This window comes from Propionispora vibrioides (assembly GCF_900110485.1).
GTDB classification, from domain to species: Bacteria; Bacillota; Negativicutes; order Propionisporales; family Propionisporaceae; genus Propionispora; species Propionispora vibrioides.
The window spans coordinates 136,132-152,219 of the sequence record NZ_FODY01000002.1 but is presented as its reverse complement, the minus strand read 5'-3'; the positions used below and the strand labels follow the sequence as shown (position 1 = coordinate 152,219).

Here is a 16,088-nt window from a genome sequence, read left to right as displayed (position 1 = left end):
TCCCGTTATGTATCTGCTGCTGCTCTGCTCATTGAGCGTTGCGGCGATTGCCATTGACCGGTTTCTGTTTTACCGGCGGGCGCGGGCGGGGCTGCAGCCTTTTTTGACATTGCTGCCCGGTATTTTGCGGGAACATTCGTTAGAAAAACTGCGGGAGCTTTTCCAACAGGAAAGACATGCGGCCGGTTTTTTAGCCGAGGCTGGAGTAAGCGCTGCTTGTGAGGGGAAGGATGCTGAGCTTGCTTTGGATACGTCCTATACGATAGCCGCCATGCAATTGCGCTCAAAGCTTAATTACGTATCCATGGTGGTAACGATGGCGCCGTTATTAGGCCTTTTGGGAACGATATTCGGGATGATTGATTCGTTCAGTATTTTTAATTTGCAGGCAGGCCAGCCGCTGGCCATTACGGGAGGTATCGGTGAAGCCTTGATTGCGACGGCAACCGGTCTGTGTGTGGCTATCTTCGCCCTGTTGGTACATACGTATTTTTCCCAGCAACTGGATAAGCTGCTCAGCGATTTGGATCTTGCAGCGGCTGTTGTTTTGTCCGAGCTGAAGCGGAAAAAAGGAGATAAGGGCCATGCGGCGTGATTATCGGATAGCTGAGCAGCCCAAAATCATGATTATCCCGATGATTGATATTATGCTCTTTGTATTGGTTTTTTTTATGGTCAGTACCATTTATATGGTGCAGCTTAACACGCTGCCGGTGAACTTGCCGGCGGCTGCGGCGGCGCAAAGAGAAACAAAACCGAACTTGATTTCGATTACCATCACGGAGCAGGGTGATATTGTCTATGATAAGGATACTCTGCCGGTGGAAAATCTGGCTGAACGAATTCGAAGCTCTTTGGTGGCCGATTCGGAAACGGTATTCGTTTTGCGTGGTGACCGCAAAGCTTTTTATGAAGATATGGCGACTGTTTTGGATGCGCTGAAACAGTCCGGTGCGCGTCATGTATCGATTGCGACTGAGTTGAAAGGGAGGTAATTGCCTTGCAGTATCCGACTCATTGGCGGATGGCGTTTCTCTTGGCTTTTTTCTTTCATCTGACGGCTTGGCTGATGGGAAGCCTGATTCTTCCCCATTTGCAGGCGAAGTCAGTCGCGGCGCCTGATTCCGTACAGGCGATAGAATGGGAGAATGTTGATGTTGCTACGGAAGAAAAGATAGAGCAACCTGTGGCGGCACCGCTGCCACCGCCTGAACCAAAAGAGGAAAAACCACCTGAACCGGTAAAGCCTGAACAGCCACCGGCTGAGCAGGAGGAAACGACACCGATTCTGGCGGAACAGGATGAGCCGGTGATTGCGAAACTGCAGGAGCTGGCGGAAGAGCCGGAAAAGCTGGATAAGGTTGTTATTGTTAAGGAACCGGCAGACAGCGTGCCTGTGCAGATGGGGCAGCCGCCAAAGTTGATTACGGACTATTATCCGCCGTCAGCCAATGTCCAGTTTCGTGGCAGGGTCAGTGTTTTTGCGACCATCGGCAAAGATGGAAAAATTATTAAAACCAAAATAGCCGTTACTTCCGGCAAACCTGAGGTAGATCAACTGGCGATGGAGGCCGCTCGGCGTTGGACCTTCAAAGCGGCGCTGGATCAAAATGGCAGACCGATGGAATGTACCAAAATTATTTCCATACCATTTAATGTTATTAAGAAAAAATAATTTTTTTTAAAAAAATACTGATAATGAGTATCATTATAAAAAGAAGGTTGTGGGTAGTGTGAAAAAGGGTATTATTCTTTTATTTGCTTTATTGTTTTTCTCCATCCTGCCATCCGCTCAGGCAGCTCCCAAATGGGAACAGGTAGCCGGACACGTTCAGGAAACTATGAAAGCGGCATTGCAAATGTATGATGCCGGTGACCTGGAAGGAGCAAAAAAGACTGTCAATGATGCTTACTACGGAGTTTACGAAAAAGACGGTTTGGAAAAAGCCATTCGTACTACCGTAGCGGTGAAAAATGCAAATCTTACAGAGTATCAATTCTACCGGATAAAAAAGATGATGAATGAAGGCGCTGACAGCGCCGCGCTGCATGCCGCGAATGATGTATTGGTGGGAATGATCAATGATGATGTGAAAAGCTTGGAAGGCCATGCTTCGCAAGGCGGCTGGGCATCCTTCTGGCCGGCGTTTCTAATCCTTCTCCGGGAGGGGATCGAGGCTATTTTGGTATTGGCGGCGATTATCGCTTATTTGCAGAAATCCGGCAACGCTAAATACCTTGATGCCGTTTATAACTCCTCCATTGCGGCGATCATCGCCAGCTTTGTTACCGCCTACGTGTTTAACTTACTGACTAAAGAGTTTGGCGCGGGAGCTAACCAGGAAATTATGGAGGGCATAACCGTGTTGGTGGCGGCGGCTGTGTTGCTGTCGGTTAGCTTTTGGATGGGTGGAAAAACGAACGCCAAAGCCTGGGACACGTATATTCAGGGTATGGTCAAGGCTTCACTCAGCAGTGGCAAGGCCAAGGCTCTCGGGTTTGCCGCCTTTCTGGCGGTCTACCGGGAAGGGGCGGAAGTGGTACTGTTTTATCAGGCTCTGTTTAATAGCGCCGCCGGCGATGTGGAAATGATCTGGATGGGCTTCCTTGCCGGCTGTGTGGCTTTAGCCATTATTTTCGCACTTGTCCGTTATGGCACTTTGCGGATTCCTTTACGGCCGTTTTTTATCGGCACCAGTATTTTTATGTTCGTCCTGGCTATAAGCTTTGCCGGCAGCGGCATTGGAGAATTGCAGGAAGGAGGTATTGTCAGCATGACTCTTGTGGAAGGAATTCCGATTCCGAGCATTGATCTTTTAGGGATTTATCCAACCTATGAGACCCTGGCGGTTCAGGTGTTCCTGTTATGTGCTGCTGCAGGTACTGTCTATTATAGAAAATACCAAAGCAAAGCTTTGGAAAAAACTATTTAAACGTAAAAAGGAGTGTATCGGTTGACTATGAAAAAGTTAAAAATGTTACTTACTATTTGTGCAGCTTTTGCTACGTTCTTTTCCTTCAGCGGAATTGTTTCGGCAGACGGGTTCCAGGAATATCCCATCGGGGATGAGAAGGAAGCGGTGAATGAACATTTTAAAGTGGCTCTCGTCTACTTCCAACCGATTCAAATGGAACCGGCAGGCATGATGCTTGATCCTGATAAGTCCGATATTCACATGGAAACAGATATTCATGCAACTGAAGGCAATAATACAGGTTTTGGTGTTGGCGAGTGGATTCCTTATCTGACCGTGCATTATAAAATGACTAAGAAAGAAACCGGACAAACGCTGGAAGGCGTATTTATGCCGATGAATGCCGATGATGGCCCGCACTATGGAGCAAATATCAAAATGCTGGGCGCCGGTACATATGATTGCGAATTTACCTTTGAGAGCCCGCAACGGATGAATTATGGTCTGCATGTAGATAAAGAAACCGGTGTGGAAGGCCGTTTCTGGGAAAAACCGGTTGTTATGCACTGGACCTTCAACTATGTGCCCAGACATTGGTAAACGGGTATAAATGAAGAAATCAGTATCCTGTCCGGCGAAGGTTTGTTTCAACAGACCTTTGGCGGACAGGACTTTTTTCATGGAAAGGAATAGTGTTTATGATACAAACCTTTTTACAACAGTTCATCCCGGTGATGGAGCAGGGTGTTGCGTTAGCTGTGCCGCTGGGGATTTTACTGGCCATTCTTTTGCGGATGAAGGTTGCCGAGTATAAAAACATTTTCTGGCGTGCTCTTTCGTGGGGGTTTTGGGGTTCTGTCTTTATTATTGCGGTAAAGGTCGGCACACGTAATGCGGTGAGCCGGGAAGTTTTTGAAGGGATTGCTGTTTGCATTGCCATCCTTGGCGAGCTTGGCTTATTAGCACTTTTCTTTCGGAAAAATCAGGAGAAATCAGTTCAGGTAGAAAAAAAACTGAAAGTATCTATTTTAGCGGTAGTGATTGCTCTATTTTGGTATCATGGGATGGAAATCTGGCTGTTGCCGGTAAATATTGTCATTACCGCGGTGGGCGATTATTTTACGCTGACCGTATTAATGAAATCGCTGGGAGTTGTTTGTGGCATCGGCCTGGCGGTGCTCGTCGGTTATCTGGTACACCAGGCGGCAGCCGCATTATATTATCGCCGGTTGCTGTTTGTATTTACCGTACAAATGGTAGCTATTCTTTTACAGCAGATCATTTTTATAACTCAGATTCTGATGGCCCGTCAGTTTTTGCCGGGCGGTGTCTTGATGCAAATTATGGCGCCGCTGATTGACCGGCAGTCCTGGTTTATTTTTGTCGTGTTCTTTGTTACGTTGCTAGTACCTCTAACCTTGTTTTTACAGAAGAAGCCGGAACGTCCGGCCGATGCCAATCCGGCTCAATACCGCAAGATTCTCATGCAAGCGCAGCATAAACTGCGTTGGGGAACCGCCACCGTTTTCTGTTTAGCTTTTATGGTGTTTTCCTCCAGCTTCGGCAGCGTGTATGCCAATAAAACGGTGGAGTTGGTGCCGGCACTGCCAATCAATGCGGTTGACGGTAAGGTGGAAGTACCCTTGTCGGAAGTCGGCGACGGACATTTGCACCGTTATGTGTATAAAGCCTCAGGCGGCGAGATGGTACGGTTCATCGTCATTCAAAAGGGCGGTTCGGCTTATGGTGTAGGTCTGGACGCCTGCGAAATATGCGGTCCTACCGGCTACTATGAAAAGGATGGCCAGGTTATCTGCAAATTATGCGAAGTGATGATGAATAAGGCTACTATCGGGATGCGCGGCGGCTGCAATCCGATTCCGCTTGAATACAAAGTGGATAACGGCCGGATCAGCATCGCGCAAGCCAGTCTTGAACAGGAGCGCAAGCGTTTTAGATAAGGCGGCGTGAAAGGAGAGTGAAACGATTTGTTCTGGCAAATGGTGAAAGGGGCCGTCGTACGGCAGGGACGCCGGCTGCTGCTGGTGGCGCTTACCGTAGCACTGGGCGTATCGCTGGCTGCGGCCATGTTGAATGTTATGTTCGATGTGGGTGAGAAAGTAAATCAGGAATTGAAGGCCTATGGGGCGAATATTACGGTAACGCCGAAGAACTCTTCCGTACTGAAAGATGTGTATGGGCTGGATACGACAACGGCGCACCGGGAGTATCTGGAGGAAGCCGATGTCGGCAAGATTAAGACGATTTTTTGGACGAATAATATTGTTGCCTTTGCGCCGCAGCTCAACGCTTCCTTAGCGCTGCAAGATGGCCGCCAGGTCAGCATTCATGGCACCTGGTTCGACCATGGCATGCTGTTACCTACGGGAGAATATATTTCGACCGGAGAAAAATATTTAAAATCGTGGTGGAGAATTGATGGGGCGTGGCCCGATGAGCAACAGGAAAATTCAGTATTGGTTGGGCAAAAGCTGGCCAAAGAGCTGGGTGTTCAGCCTGGCACCGATATCTTATATGAAGCAAACGGCAAAACGGAAGCGCTGCATGTGAGCGGAATCGTAAGCGGTGGCGGCGTGGAAGAAGAGGAGATCTTGGCGCCGTTGGCTTTGGTACAGAAGCTTGCGGGTTTAGTGGGGAAAATCGATCAAATCGAAGTCAGTGCGGTTACCACACCGGAGAATGAGCTGGCCCGGAAAGCCGCCGCCAACCCGAAAAGCCTGTCGTTAAAAGAATATGAAATCTGGTATTGTACGGCCTATGTAAGCTCCATTGCTTTTCAGATTGAGGAAGTCGTGAAGAATTCGGTGGCTCATCCGGTCCGGCAAATTGCCGAGTCGGAAGGGAAGATTCTGGATAAGACCCAACTGCTGATGCTGCTCATTACTGCGTTAAGCCTTTTAAGTTCGGCTCTGGGGGTTTCCAATCTGGTAAGTGCCAATATTATGGAACGGAGCCGCGAACTTGGCCTACTGAAGGCCATGGGAGCGACAGACCTGGCTGTGGTCCTGTTGGTACTGACGGAAATTTTTATTGCCGGTATTATTGGTGGTACAGTGGGGTATTTTATGGGACTTGGGTTTGCGCAAATTATCGGCCATACCGTATTCGGCTCAAGCATTGCGGTGAATCTGGCCGTAATTCCGATCATTGCCGTGCTCATGGCCTTCGTACTGTTATTGGGAAGTCTGCCGGCCATTCGCATGCTGTTATCCTTGCGTCCGGCTATTGTACTGCACGGGAGGTAAGGAGAAATGATTAAAAAGTATAAGATGTACGCTATCTTGGTTGTTAACGCACTGCTGCGCCGGCGCTCCCGCATGCTGATTGCGCTGCTGGCCGTTGCCGTGGGAGCGACGATTATTTCCGGTATGATTACCGTTTATAATGAAGTCCCACAGCAACTGGGCCGGGAATTCCGGGCTTATGGGGCCAATCTGCTGCTATTGCCGGGGCAAGATCATACGGTATTGCCGGAGGCGACGGTGCAGGAAGTTGGCAAACTGTTGAACGGTTATGAAATTGTCGGCATGGCCCCCTTTTTGTATGAACGGGTAAAGATTAACGAAAAACCTGTTTTTACAGGAGGCACTGATTTTTCGATGCTGCAAAAGGTCAGCCCATATTGGCAGATCAACGGGACCTGGCCCGAACCGGGCAAGCAGGAAATTCTGATTGGCGATGAAATCGCTCAGCAGATGGGCATCAAACCGGGCCAGACCGTTGTTGTAAATGGCGGAGCGGAATTGCCGGAAGTGCAACTGGTTGTTTCCGGTATTGTCCATACGGGCGGCAAAGAAGAACAATTTGCGTTCATGGAGCTTGGCCTGTTGCAAAAGTTATTGCAAAAACCGCAACAAATTAGTCTTGTGCAACTCAGTGTTGTTGCCGACGGCGCCGGTTTGGCAAGCATTCAGCAGGAGATTCGCCAAAAAACTCCTGCCGTGGAACCGCAGCTTGTCCAGCAAATTGCCAGTTCGGAAGAAACTGTTTTAAGTAAATTGCAGGCCCTGGTGCTGTTAGTTACAGTGGTTGTTTTGCTGCTTACGTTGATTTGTGTGGCAACGACCATGATGGCTGTTGTTACGGAACGGCGCAAGGAAATCGGCTTGAAGAAAGCCCTGGGGGCGGAAAACCGCCATATCATTTTGGAGTTCCTCGGTGAAGGCTGTGTGTTGGGGCTGTTCGGGGGGCTGCTTGGCAGTGGTCTCGGTTATTTGTTTGCCCAAAGCGTCAGCTTGCAGGTGTTTAACCGGCCGATTGCTTTTGTGCCGCTCATTGCGGTGCTTTCCGTTTTGCTGTCCATTGCCGTAACCGGAGCGGCCAGTCTCTTGCCGGTACGCATTGCTACAAATGTTGAGCCAGCCACTGTTTTGCGTGGTGAATAAGGAGGATTTTCATGAGCTTATTGGAATTGAAAAATGTGTCAATGGCCTATGGCGGCAAAGTATTGGCTGTAAATAATGTTGATCTGACGGTGGAAAAAGGAGAATGGCTGGCAGTGATGGGGCCTTCCGGCTCAGGGAAAACAACCTTGATGAATATCATCGGTTGTATGGATAAAGCTACAGCCGGCTCGGTCATTCTGGATGGGGTTGATCTGACCGAGGTTAGCCACCGGCAGCTTACTACGCTGCGTCGTGATAAAATCGGTATGGTATTTCAACAGTTCCATCTGATTCCTTATCTTACGGCTGTGGAAAATATTATGGTTGCCCAGTACTATCACAGCATACCGGACAAAAAGGAGGCGCTGGCCGCCCTAGCCCGGGTCGGGCTGGAAGACCGCGCCGCGCATCTGCCGAGCCAGTTGTCGGGTGGCGAACAGCAACGGGTATGCATTGCCCGCGCTCTGATCAATTATCCGGTGTTGATTCTGGCTGATGAGCCGACAGGTAATCTGGATGAGGCAAATGAAAAGCTGGTTATGCAGATCTTTCACGAACTGCATGATGAAGGCCATACGATTTTGACTGTTACCCATGCGCCGGAAGTCGGCGCCGAAGCGGAGCGGGCCATTATTATGGACCATGGCCGTATTGTGAAAAGCGGGGTGAACCGGGCGGTATGAAGCTGAATAAGAAATATACCCTCCTGATGCTGGCCGGGACCTTGTCGGCGCAGTTTTTAGCCGGCTGCGGGCAGCAACCGGCCACCGATGTTGCCGTGAAAGACACCGCTTCGTCTAAGAAAGCGCCTTGTTGTGATTTATCCGACGCGAAAGACGGGTCGTATACGGGGGAAAGTTCGTCCGATGATTCGATGGGAAAAGGCCGGATTGCCATTTCGATTAAAGATCACAAAATTGTTTCGGTAAACTATGTCGGTGTCGATTCGGAGGGGAAACTCAAGGGAGCCGACTATGGAAAAACCAACGGTAAGGTTGAAAATCCGGCTTTTTACCAGAAAGCGCAAACTGCCGTAAAGGCAAATACCGCTTATGCGGAGCAACTGCTGCAGGTGCAGGAGCTGGCCAAGGTAGATGCCATTTCCGGGGCGACCATATCGTATCAACAATTTATTGAGGCGGCTAAAATGGCGCTGCTGGAAGCAAAGAAATAGAATATTAGCTGTGACTAGGGCGTGTCTTCAAACTAACGGAATGATTGAAGACACGCCTTAGTGCTCGGACAGCTTCGAAAGTAAAAATTAAATTTGCGGCAATTTTTCGCAGGTAAGCCGACGACAACGAAGTCTTAAGGAAAAGGACCCGTAAAGAATTGTACTTTCCGAGTTGATGGAGCACTAATAAAAAACTGCTATAGTAAGAGCATATACTCTCACTATAGCAGTTTTTTATTTTTTGCAGCGGCAGGATTCACGGGATGTGTTGCGTAAATAATATGTAATAAAGAACAATTCTCATTGCGGTAAAAAACCAGTACCTTGTCAGTTTTAAAACAGTAGGAGCATGGTGAGGCTAGGTTTCACAGCCCAAGTCGGAGGAGGGAGGCATACCGGTAGTATGCTGACTGGCGATAACGAAGGGGGGACATAGACCGTCAGTATCCACTGGATTAAGGCTGATAAGGTACTAATGCCTTAAAATTAGATATCGTCGGTGTGAGCCTGGCCGGACTGTTCTTGTTTTGATGGGAGTGGTGCCAGACTGACCGGGATGCCGCCCAGGCAGGGGGCCAGCAGATTGAATATGACGGCCAATACTAGAGCGGATAGGCCAAGGAATAGTCCGATGAACAGGCCGATGAAGGCGCCGCCAAGCAGGCCGACGGTTTCGTAATTGACAATGCCCAGGCCAAGGCCGAGCAGGCCGCCGCCAATTGTTCCGGCGGCAAAAAACAAGTAGAATACAGGAAAACAGGCCACGCGCGTAAGTATATGGTTATAATCCGACACTTTAATCACCCCACATTAAATTGATAAACCAGGAGGAGTTTATGGATACACAACGGTTTGATATTGCTGTCATCGGCGGTGGTCCGGCAGGTCTGTCGGCAGCCTTGACCGGCAGGGTTCGCAACAAGCAGGTTGCTTTGTTTGAACACTTGAATCACAGTGAAAAATTGCAAAAAGCCCATATTGTCGATAATTATCTGGGCATGCCACAGATTACCGGGCAGGGAATGATGCAGCAGTTCGTGGCCCATTGTCTGGCCCAGAAGCCCACCTTGATCCAGGAAAAGGTGGTTACTGTTTTTCCGGGAGACGACGCCTTTACTTTGCTGACTCCGGTTAACACCTATGAGGCGAGGACGGTCATTCTGGCTACCGGCGTGGTGAGCACGCCCCTGTTTAAAGGGGAAAAAAGCTTTTTGGGGCGCGGCGTCAGCTACTGTGCAACCTGTGACGGCATGTTTTATAAGGATAAAGACGTGGCTGTCATATCCTATACCAGTGAGGGAGAGCCGGAGGCCGAGTTTCTTGGTGAGATCTGCCGCAATGTGTATTATCTCCCCCAGTACAGGCCACAGCCGGCGGCTTTGCGGTCCCAGGTCAAGATTGTGACGGGCAGACCGCGGTTTATTGAGGGTGACACGCAGGTAGAAAAATTGGTTACCGATAAGGCGGAGCATAAGGTCAGCGGTATTTTCATCATACGGCAGTCCGACCCGGTGGAAAATGTACTGCCTGGTTTGGCTTTGGACGGTGAGGTCATCCAGGTGAACAGGGACATGTCGACCAATATTCCCGGTGTTTTTGCCGCCGGTGATTGCACAGGCAAGCCCTGGCAGATAGCCAAGGCTACCGGCGAAGGATTAATTGCCGTACTGAGCGCCATTGTCTATTTGGATAAAAAGCCTATATAGCAGAGGCGAAACATGAAATAAAGCGACAGATAGCCGACAAGAGGGAACACGAAAGAGATCAGTGTGGAAAAACCAAATTGGCTCAAGTAAAGACTGGCGGCGGCAATCAGTATACCGGCCTTGCCGAGCCCCAGACCTGAAGTGACGCGCAGTTTGTCGGCGCAGGCATAGAGCGTGGTGGCCGCCGTGGTATACATGGCCGTCAGAAACATGCAGGCGTAGGCGATGGAATTAATGCTGGGCTGAGTGCTGGAAATTTGCAGCATGGGAATTTCATAACTGAGAATATCGGGGTAGTGCAGCATGACGATGAAGGCGACAAAGCCGGCCAGCAGGGTTATGAAAAAGCCGCCGGTCAGGCTGCCCCAAAACCGTAGTTGCCGGGTGGGGATAAACGGCCCCAGAGGGGCCAGCACGGTGGAACCCATGATCAAGTTATAGGAAACATATAATACGCTGGATAAAATCCAGTGCGGCTGGTCATAGGTGCTGACCGGTATAGAGTAGGCCAGCAGGTCGGCCGTAATGCCGTGATAAATAATAGAGTACAGCCCTACGGATAAAGTAGATAAAGCCAGCAGCGGTAGCATGCACATATTAATGAAGGTAATGCCGCGGATGCCGCAAACGGCCGTGCCGAAAGCGAGGAGGGCCATGGCGGTTAAGCCCAAAAAGCGGGGCAGGGCAAACACGTCCTCGCACATGGTTCCGGCGCCGGCCAGCATGATGGTTAACACGCTAAACAGAAATACGGCAATGATGATGTCAAAAAATACGGCTATTTTCTGGCCGCATACGTGATATAACACCTGATGATAGCCGGTGGCCCGCAGCCGGTAGCCCAGTTCCAGAATGCAATAGCCCAGCAGGGAGAACAGAATGCCGGCCAGCAGGATGCCCCAAAGCCCTGTGGCGCCGTAGACGACGAAAAACTGCAGCAGCTCCTGGCCGGAAGCAAAGCCGGCGCCAATGATGGTGCCCGCATAGGCTGCGGCAATTTTAAAAACGGCCAGTACTTTTTTGAAATGCATATAAGCCCTCCTTGCCCGGTGATCCATCAAATTAATAAAGTGTATGCAAAGGTTCCTGATTTTTGCCGAAAGATTTTCCGCCGCTGAAAATATTGCAGTTCGGGGACTAGTGGTCTGTAAACTCTAAGCCTATAGGATGAATTGCGAGAGATTTTTTGCCCTGCGAGGCGGAGGAGGCGCACATATCGGAAATATGTAAGCCGACGACAACAAAATAAGGCGGAAAAGATCTCGTGAGAACACTATAGAATTAGGGTTTATAGACCACTAATAGATGCAAAGTACTGGTGGAATAGACTTTACAATATTTGGCGTATATTGTAGAATGTATTAGGATAGAATATTCTTACATTACGAGCGGTTACATAGCATGTTTTGAATGCCGGTTATGGCGGCGCCCGTTTGCGGGAATAGGCTCTCGTCCCTACCAATGGCGAGAGTTTTTGTTTTAGGAGGGGTAACAATGTTGGATATCAAGTTTATCCGTGATAACACGGAAACCGTGCTGCAAGCTTTGCAAAACCGTGCTTCTGCAATGAATTTAGACCAATTTATTGTTTTGGAAAGAGAGCGCCGTGAACTGTTAAGCGAGGTCGAAAGTCTCAAAAATAAAAGAAATGTTGTATCGCAGGAAATTAGCAAGCTGAAAAAGGCCAAGGAAAATGCCGACGAGCTGGTGGCTGAGATGCGGGCTGTAGGCGATCGGATTGCGGTATTGGATGGCCAGGTAAAGCAAGTGGAAAGTGCCATTAGCGATATTGTTATGAATATTCCCAATGTCCCCCATCAATCGGTAGTGATCGGCGCTGATGAAACGGCGAACCAGGAAATTCGCCGATGGGGAACGCCCCGTGAGTTTGCCACGGAACCCAAGGCTCACTGGGAGATTGGTGAGAAGCTCGGCTTATTGGATTTTGAGCGGGGCGGCAAGGTAACCGGTGCGCGGTTTACTTTTTACCGGGGACTGGGAGCCCGCCTGGAGCGTTCGCTGATCAACTTCATGCTGGATTTACATACCGGTGAGCATGGTTATACCGAATTTTTTCCGCCCTTTATTGCCAATAAGGACAGTATGACCGGAACAGGACAATTGCCCAAGTTCGGACAGGATATGTTTAAGCTGGAAGGGTTGGACTATTATCTGATCCCCACCGCCGAAGTGCCTGTTACCAATTTGCATCGTGGGGAAATTCTGGACGGTAAAGACCTGCCGTTATGCTATACGGCCTACAGTGCCTGTTTCCGGGCTGAAGCCGGTGCCGCCGGCAGAGATACGCGAGGCCTTATTCGCCAGCATCAGTTTAATAAAGTGGAACTGGTTAAGTTCAGCAAACCGGAAGATTCCTACCAGGAGCTGGAGAAGCTTACCAATAATGCCGAACGGGTTTTACAACTGCTAGGCCTGCCTTATCGTGTTGTTTTGCTGTGTACCGGCGACATGGGCTTTTCCTCAGCTAAGACCTATGACCTGGAGGTATGGCTGCCGAGCTTTGGCAAATATCGGGAAATTTCCTCCTGCTCGAACTTTGAAGATTTCCAGGCCCGCCGGGCGGATATCAAGTTCCGTCGCGAACCAAAGGCCAAACCTGAGTTTGTGCATACGCTGAATGGTTCCGGTGTGGCTATTGGCCGGACGGTAGCCGCCATATTGGAAAACTACCAGCAGGATGACGGTTCGGTGGTTGTCCCGGAAGCGTTGCGTCCGTATATGGGTGTCGATGTAATTAAATAGACACGCTCTAACCCAACGGAGCTGCCGTGATAGAAATATTACGGCAGCTCCGTTTGATTTTTCGCACAGGACAAATGGAAGGATTGACGGCTGCGCCACGGTTAGTTTAATTTTATCGGTTAAAAAGTAGGCCCTATTGAGCAGACGCTATTTTATGATTAATTTTATGGGCCGGCCTGTTGACACGGGTGGGACATTTTGTTTATAATATATATGTTCAGTTGATAATGAATATCATATTCATGGTTATCATAGAGGAAGTAGGGGGAGTGCGGTATGTCTAAGCATTTGAGCGAGTTGAAGCCTGGCGAACAGGGAGTTGTTGTCAAGGTAAAAGGCAACGGACCTGTTTACCGTCGGATTGTGGATATGGGAATTGTCCCCGGTGCCAATATTACGGTGTTGAAATTTGCCCCCTTGGGCGATCCGATTGAAATCAAGGTAAAAGGGTTTAACTTATCCTTGCGTAAATCGGAAGCATCCATGATTCAGCTTGAAGGAGCTTAAGAAGGGAAGGATACTCATATGCCGCTGACTATGGCAAGTCCCGGACAGGAAGTTAAAGTAGTTGATATAAGACATTGCGGTGATCATCGTATCCGTCTGCTTGATATGGGATTGACAACCGGTGCGTTGGTTCGCGTGATTAGCCGGAATGCATCTTCCCTGCTGATTGGTGTTAAACGGACGCGGATTATGCTGGAGTTCCGGCTGGCCCATCAGATTGACGTTCAATAGTAGAATAATTGATAAAGTGGGTTCTTACAGAATTGTGAGTACTCACTTTTTTATTTTTTAGCTTGCTTTGCCGAAAGGGAAAAGAAATTGCGTTAAATTCATTTTTTTCTAACATTAGCGTAATAAAATAGGATATAATATTCGAGAAAGACTATTAGCCAAATTTTAACAATGTTCGGGGGGATTGGATGTACTCCAGACAGACAGATACACCGTTATTGAAAGCCATGCAAAAATATGTGGCCGATGGCGTTATGCCTTTTCATACACCGGGACATAAACAGGGCAAGGGTATGCATCCCGTCCTGGAAAACATATTGGGGAGAGCTACCTTAGCGCTGGACTTGGCATTAATGGAAGATATGGATGATTTGCACGAGCCCCATGGTTGTATCAAGGAAGCTCAGGATTTGACCGCTCAGTTATACGGGGCCGACCATAGCTTTTTTGTGGTCAACGGCACTACCGGCGGTATTTATGCCATGATTTTGGCGGTGGCCGGACCGGGGGACAAGATTATCGTGCCACGAAATGCTCATCGTTCGATTATCGGCGGCATTATTTTAAGCGGTGCCATTCCTGTGTTTATGCAACCGGAGGTGGACAGCGAGCTGGGCCTGGCAATGGGAGTTACGCCGGAAACGGTAGCGATGGCGGTGCAACTGCATCCTGAGGCCAAGGGTGTTCTGATTATCAATCCTACCTATTATGGGGTAGCTACCGATCTTAAAAAGATCGTTGATATTGTACATGCCCACAGTATGGTGGTTATGGTTGACGAGGCGCACGGACCGCATCTGAAATTTGGCGACTGTCTGCCGGTTCAGGCGCTGGATGCCGGTGCCGATATGTGCGCTCAGAGTACACATAAAATTATTGGTGCCATGACCCAGTGCTCTATTGTGCACTGCCGGGAGGGGCGCATCCGGGTGCCGCACTTGAAATCCATGCTCCAGCTGGTCCAGTCGACCAGCCCTAACTATATTATGCTGGCTTCGCTCGATGTTGCCCGGATGCAAATGGCAACCCAGGGCTATGATTTGGTAAACCGGGCGATCAAACTGGCAGAGTGGACACGGAGCGAAATTAATAAAATTCCGGGGCTGTATTGCTTTGGCCGGGAAAAAATCGGCAATCCCGGAGTGCACAGTATCGACCCGACTAAAGTTACGGTAACTGTCAAGGGCCTGGGCCTGCAAGGGGCCGAAGCCGAACGGATATTGCGTCATAAGTACAATATTCAGGTAGAGCTTTCCGATATGTATAATGTATTGTTCCTGATCACGCTGGGCGACGGTGAACTGGAAGTGCAGACGCTGGTGCGGGCCTTGCGGGATATGGCGGAGCATTATTCAGGCAAAAGTGATTTTGCCGCTATGGAAGATGTCTATGCCGCCACTCGTTACCCGGCACCGCCGGAAGGAGTTTTATCGCCGCGGGATGCGCTGTTTGGCAATACCTGCATGGTACCGTTCCAGCAGTCGGCCGGGTTTGTTTGCGCCGAAATTGTTACATTTTATCCGCCGGGCATACCGCTTTTATGTCCGGGCGAACGGATTTCGCAGGATATTATCGACTACTGCACACAGCTTCAGGCGGCGGGACTTCATATTTCCGGCCCGGAAGACTATACGCTAAAAACAATAAAAGTGGTGGACTAAATGACAGGAAAACTGATTATTATCGAAGCCGGTGACGGCTGCGGCAAAGCGACGCAGACGGCAAAACTCTGCCGCCGGCTGGAACAGGAAGGCCGCCGGGTTAGAAAAGTAGAATTTCCCGATTATCAAAGCCCGTCTTCGGCGCTGATAAAAATGTACCTGCAGGGACATTTCGGACGGGATGCGGCAGCAGTCAATCCCTATGCGGCATCCACCTTTTATGCGGTGGACCGTTTTGCCTCCTACAAGGCAGACTGGGAAGGCTTTTTAAAGGCCGGGGGGATTGTAGTATGCGACCGCTACACCACTTCCAATATGGTGCATCAGGCGGTGAAGCTTGCCGATGCGGCGGCCAGGGGGAGCTTTCTGGACTGGCTGTGGGATTTTGAGTTTGTCAAAATGGGACTGCCCGTGCCTGATGCGGTTATCTTGCTGGATATGCCGCCTGCCTACAGCCAAAAGCTGCTGGCCGAACGGGCCAGCAAGGCGGGCTTTGCTGAAAAGGATATTCATGAACAGGACCAGGCTTACCTGACGCGCTGTTATGACTGTTACCGGCAAATTGCCGAACGTTATGGCTGGCAGATCGTATCGTGTGTAAAGGATGAAACGTTAAGAAGCATTGATGACATTCACGAGGAAGTGTATGCCCGGGTGGCCGGATTGCTGACCGGTGCCGATAACCCCGGCTGAGCGGATGGTTTGCTTATTTTAAATAAAACAAT

General features: G+C 49.5%; 18 protein-coding genes. 16 read left to right on the top strand and 2 right to left on the bottom strand.

Going from position 1 to position 16,088, the window contains the following annotated elements; translation table 11 throughout:
• Window positions 1-7: 7 nt before the first annotated feature.
• The 10 genes from BMW43_RS02670 to BMW43_RS02625 all read left to right on the top strand — a co-directional run bounded on the left by BMW43_RS02670 (window position 8) and on the right by BMW43_RS02625 (window position 8,495).
• Entirely contained in the window at window positions 8-595 is a 588-nt protein-coding gene (locus tag BMW43_RS02670; RefSeq protein WP_091743976.1) for a MotA/TolQ/ExbB proton channel family protein, read from the top strand.
• Window positions 585-995: an ExbD/TolR family protein gene (locus BMW43_RS02665; RefSeq protein WP_091743858.1), complete on the top strand. Its 411-nt coding sequence runs from the start codon at window positions 585-587 to the stop codon at window positions 993-995. Before BMW43_RS02670 ends, BMW43_RS02665 begins: the two co-directional genes overlap by 11 nt.
• A 5-nt stretch (window positions 996-1,000) precedes the next feature.
• Window positions 1,001-1,675 (top strand): TonB family protein, encoded by a 675-nt coding sequence (locus BMW43_RS02660; protein WP_091743857.1) that lies wholly within the window; start codon window positions 1,001-1,003, stop codon window positions 1,673-1,675.
• Between the two features lie 58 nt (window positions 1,676-1,733).
• Window positions 1,734-2,933, top strand: coding sequence for an FTR1 family iron permease (locus BMW43_RS02655; protein ID WP_091743856.1), 1,200 nt, complete (start codon window positions 1,734-1,736; stop codon window positions 2,931-2,933).
• Between the two features lie 42 nt (window positions 2,934-2,975).
• On the top strand, window positions 2,976-3,515 hold the full coding sequence (locus BMW43_RS02650) for an iron transporter (protein WP_218140584.1): 540 nt from the start codon (window positions 2,976-2,978) through the stop codon (window positions 3,513-3,515).
• A gap of 98 nt (window positions 3,516-3,613) precedes the next feature.
• Window positions 3,614-4,876, top strand: a complete 1,263-nt coding sequence (locus BMW43_RS02645) for a DUF2318 domain-containing protein (RefSeq protein ID WP_091743854.1) — start codon at window positions 3,614-3,616, stop codon at window positions 4,874-4,876.
• Between the two features lie 27 nt (window positions 4,877-4,903).
• Window positions 4,904-6,181, top strand: a complete 1,278-nt coding sequence (locus BMW43_RS02640) for an ABC transporter permease (protein ID WP_091743853.1) — start codon at window positions 4,904-4,906, stop codon at window positions 6,179-6,181.
• A gap of 6 nt (window positions 6,182-6,187) precedes the next feature.
• Window positions 6,188-7,321 carry an ABC transporter permease gene (locus BMW43_RS02635; RefSeq protein ID WP_091743852.1) on the top strand — a complete coding sequence of 378 codons (1,134 nt, stop codon included), beginning with the start codon at window positions 6,188-6,190 and terminating at the stop codon, window positions 7,319-7,321.
• 11 nt (window positions 7,322-7,332) lie between these two features.
• Complete coding sequence (locus tag BMW43_RS02630) at window positions 7,333-8,004, top strand: ABC transporter ATP-binding protein (RefSeq protein ID WP_091743851.1); 672 nt, start codon at window positions 7,333-7,335, stop codon at window positions 8,002-8,004.
• Entirely contained in the window at window positions 8,001-8,495 is a 495-nt protein-coding gene (locus tag BMW43_RS02625) for an FMN-binding protein (protein ID WP_091743850.1), read from the top strand. Before BMW43_RS02630 ends, BMW43_RS02625 begins: the two co-directional genes overlap by 4 nt.
• 486 nt (window positions 8,496-8,981) lie before the next feature.
• Here BMW43_RS02625 and BMW43_RS02620 read toward each other — a convergent pair whose 3' ends face one another.
• Complete coding sequence (locus tag BMW43_RS02620; RefSeq protein ID WP_091743849.1) at window positions 8,982-9,290, bottom strand: hypothetical protein; 309 nt, start codon at window positions 9,288-9,290, stop codon at window positions 8,982-8,984.
• Between the two features lie 41 nt (window positions 9,291-9,331).
• On the opposite strand from BMW43_RS02620, the gene BMW43_RS02615 reads away from it, so the two are divergent.
• Window positions 9,332-10,201, top strand: a complete 870-nt coding sequence (locus BMW43_RS02615) for an NAD(P)/FAD-dependent oxidoreductase (protein ID WP_091743848.1) — start codon at window positions 9,332-9,334, stop codon at window positions 10,199-10,201.
• On the opposite strand, the gene BMW43_RS02610 is transcribed toward BMW43_RS02615, so the two are convergent.
• The gene (locus tag BMW43_RS02610; RefSeq protein ID WP_091743847.1) at window positions 10,177-11,232 is read right to left on the bottom strand and encodes a YkvI family membrane protein; all 1,056 of its coding nucleotides are present in this window, start codon (window positions 11,230-11,232) and stop codon (window positions 10,177-10,179) included. The two genes, BMW43_RS02615 and BMW43_RS02610, sit on opposite strands and share 25 nt — an antisense overlap.
• 463 nt (window positions 11,233-11,695) lie before the next feature.
• Between BMW43_RS02610 and serS the strand changes: the two genes are divergently transcribed.
• From serS to BMW43_RS02585, 5 genes are all read left to right on the top strand, one after another.
• Entirely contained in the window at window positions 11,696-12,964 is a 1,269-nt protein-coding gene (gene serS / locus BMW43_RS02605) for a serine--tRNA ligase (protein WP_091743846.1), read from the top strand.
• Between the two features lie 276 nt (window positions 12,965-13,240).
• Window positions 13,241-13,471: a FeoA family protein gene (locus BMW43_RS02600; protein WP_091743845.1), complete on the top strand. Its 231-nt coding sequence runs from the start codon at window positions 13,241-13,243 to the stop codon at window positions 13,469-13,471.
• Between the two features lie 18 nt (window positions 13,472-13,489).
• On the top strand, window positions 13,490-13,702 hold the full coding sequence (locus BMW43_RS02595) for a FeoA family protein (RefSeq protein WP_091743844.1): 213 nt from the start codon (window positions 13,490-13,492) through the stop codon (window positions 13,700-13,702).
• A 188-nt stretch (window positions 13,703-13,890) separates the two neighbouring features.
• The gene (locus BMW43_RS02590) at window positions 13,891-15,363 is read left to right on the top strand and encodes an aminotransferase class I/II-fold pyridoxal phosphate-dependent enzyme (RefSeq protein WP_091743843.1); all 1,473 of its coding nucleotides are present in this window, start codon (window positions 13,891-13,893) and stop codon (window positions 15,361-15,363) included.
• A complete protein-coding gene (locus tag BMW43_RS02585; protein WP_091743842.1) occupies window positions 15,364-16,056 on the top strand; it encodes a dTMP kinase in 693 nt (230 codons plus the stop codon).
• Window positions 16,057-16,088: the final 32 nt, after the last annotated feature.

What these genes read in the sequence shown, in the direction of transcription:
- BMW43_RS02670 (WP_091743976.1), top strand. Translation starts at nt 8, where the DNA reads ATGTATCTGCTGCTGCTCTGCTCATTGAGCGTTGCGGCGATTGCCATT.
- BMW43_RS02665 (WP_091743858.1), top strand. Translation starts at nt 585, where the DNA reads ATGCGGCGTGATTATCGGATAGCTGAGCAGCCCAAAATCATGATTATC.
- BMW43_RS02650 (WP_218140584.1), top strand. Translation starts at nt 2,976, where the DNA reads ATGTTACTTACTATTTGTGCAGCTTTTGCTACGTTCTTTTCCTTCAGC.
- BMW43_RS02645 (WP_091743854.1), top strand. Translation starts at nt 3,614, where the DNA reads ATGATACAAACCTTTTTACAACAGTTCATCCCGGTGATGGAGCAGGGT.
- BMW43_RS02635 (WP_091743852.1), top strand. Translation starts at nt 6,188, where the DNA reads ATGATTAAAAAGTATAAGATGTACGCTATCTTGGTTGTTAACGCACTG.
- BMW43_RS02630 (WP_091743851.1), top strand. Translation starts at nt 7,333, where the DNA reads ATGAGCTTATTGGAATTGAAAAATGTGTCAATGGCCTATGGCGGCAAA.
- BMW43_RS02625 (WP_091743850.1), top strand. Translation starts at nt 8,001, where the DNA reads ATGAAGCTGAATAAGAAATATACCCTCCTGATGCTGGCCGGGACCTTG.
- BMW43_RS02615 (WP_091743848.1), top strand. Translation starts at nt 9,332, where the DNA reads ATGGATACACAACGGTTTGATATTGCTGTCATCGGCGGTGGTCCGGCA.
- BMW43_RS02610 (WP_091743847.1), bottom strand. Translation starts at nt 11,232, where the DNA reads ATGCATTTCAAAAAAGTACTGGCCGTTTTTAAAATTGCCGCAGCCTAT.
- serS (WP_091743846.1), top strand. Translation starts at nt 11,696, where the DNA reads ATGTTGGATATCAAGTTTATCCGTGATAACACGGAAACCGTGCTGCAA.
- BMW43_RS02600 (WP_091743845.1), top strand. Translation starts at nt 13,241, where the DNA reads ATGTCTAAGCATTTGAGCGAGTTGAAGCCTGGCGAACAGGGAGTTGTT.
- BMW43_RS02595 (WP_091743844.1), top strand. Translation starts at nt 13,490, where the DNA reads ATGCCGCTGACTATGGCAAGTCCCGGACAGGAAGTTAAAGTAGTTGAT.
- BMW43_RS02590 (WP_091743843.1), top strand. Translation starts at nt 13,891, where the DNA reads ATGTACTCCAGACAGACAGATACACCGTTATTGAAAGCCATGCAAAAA.
- BMW43_RS02585 (WP_091743842.1), top strand. Translation starts at nt 15,364, where the DNA reads ATGACAGGAAAACTGATTATTATCGAAGCCGGTGACGGCTGCGGCAAA.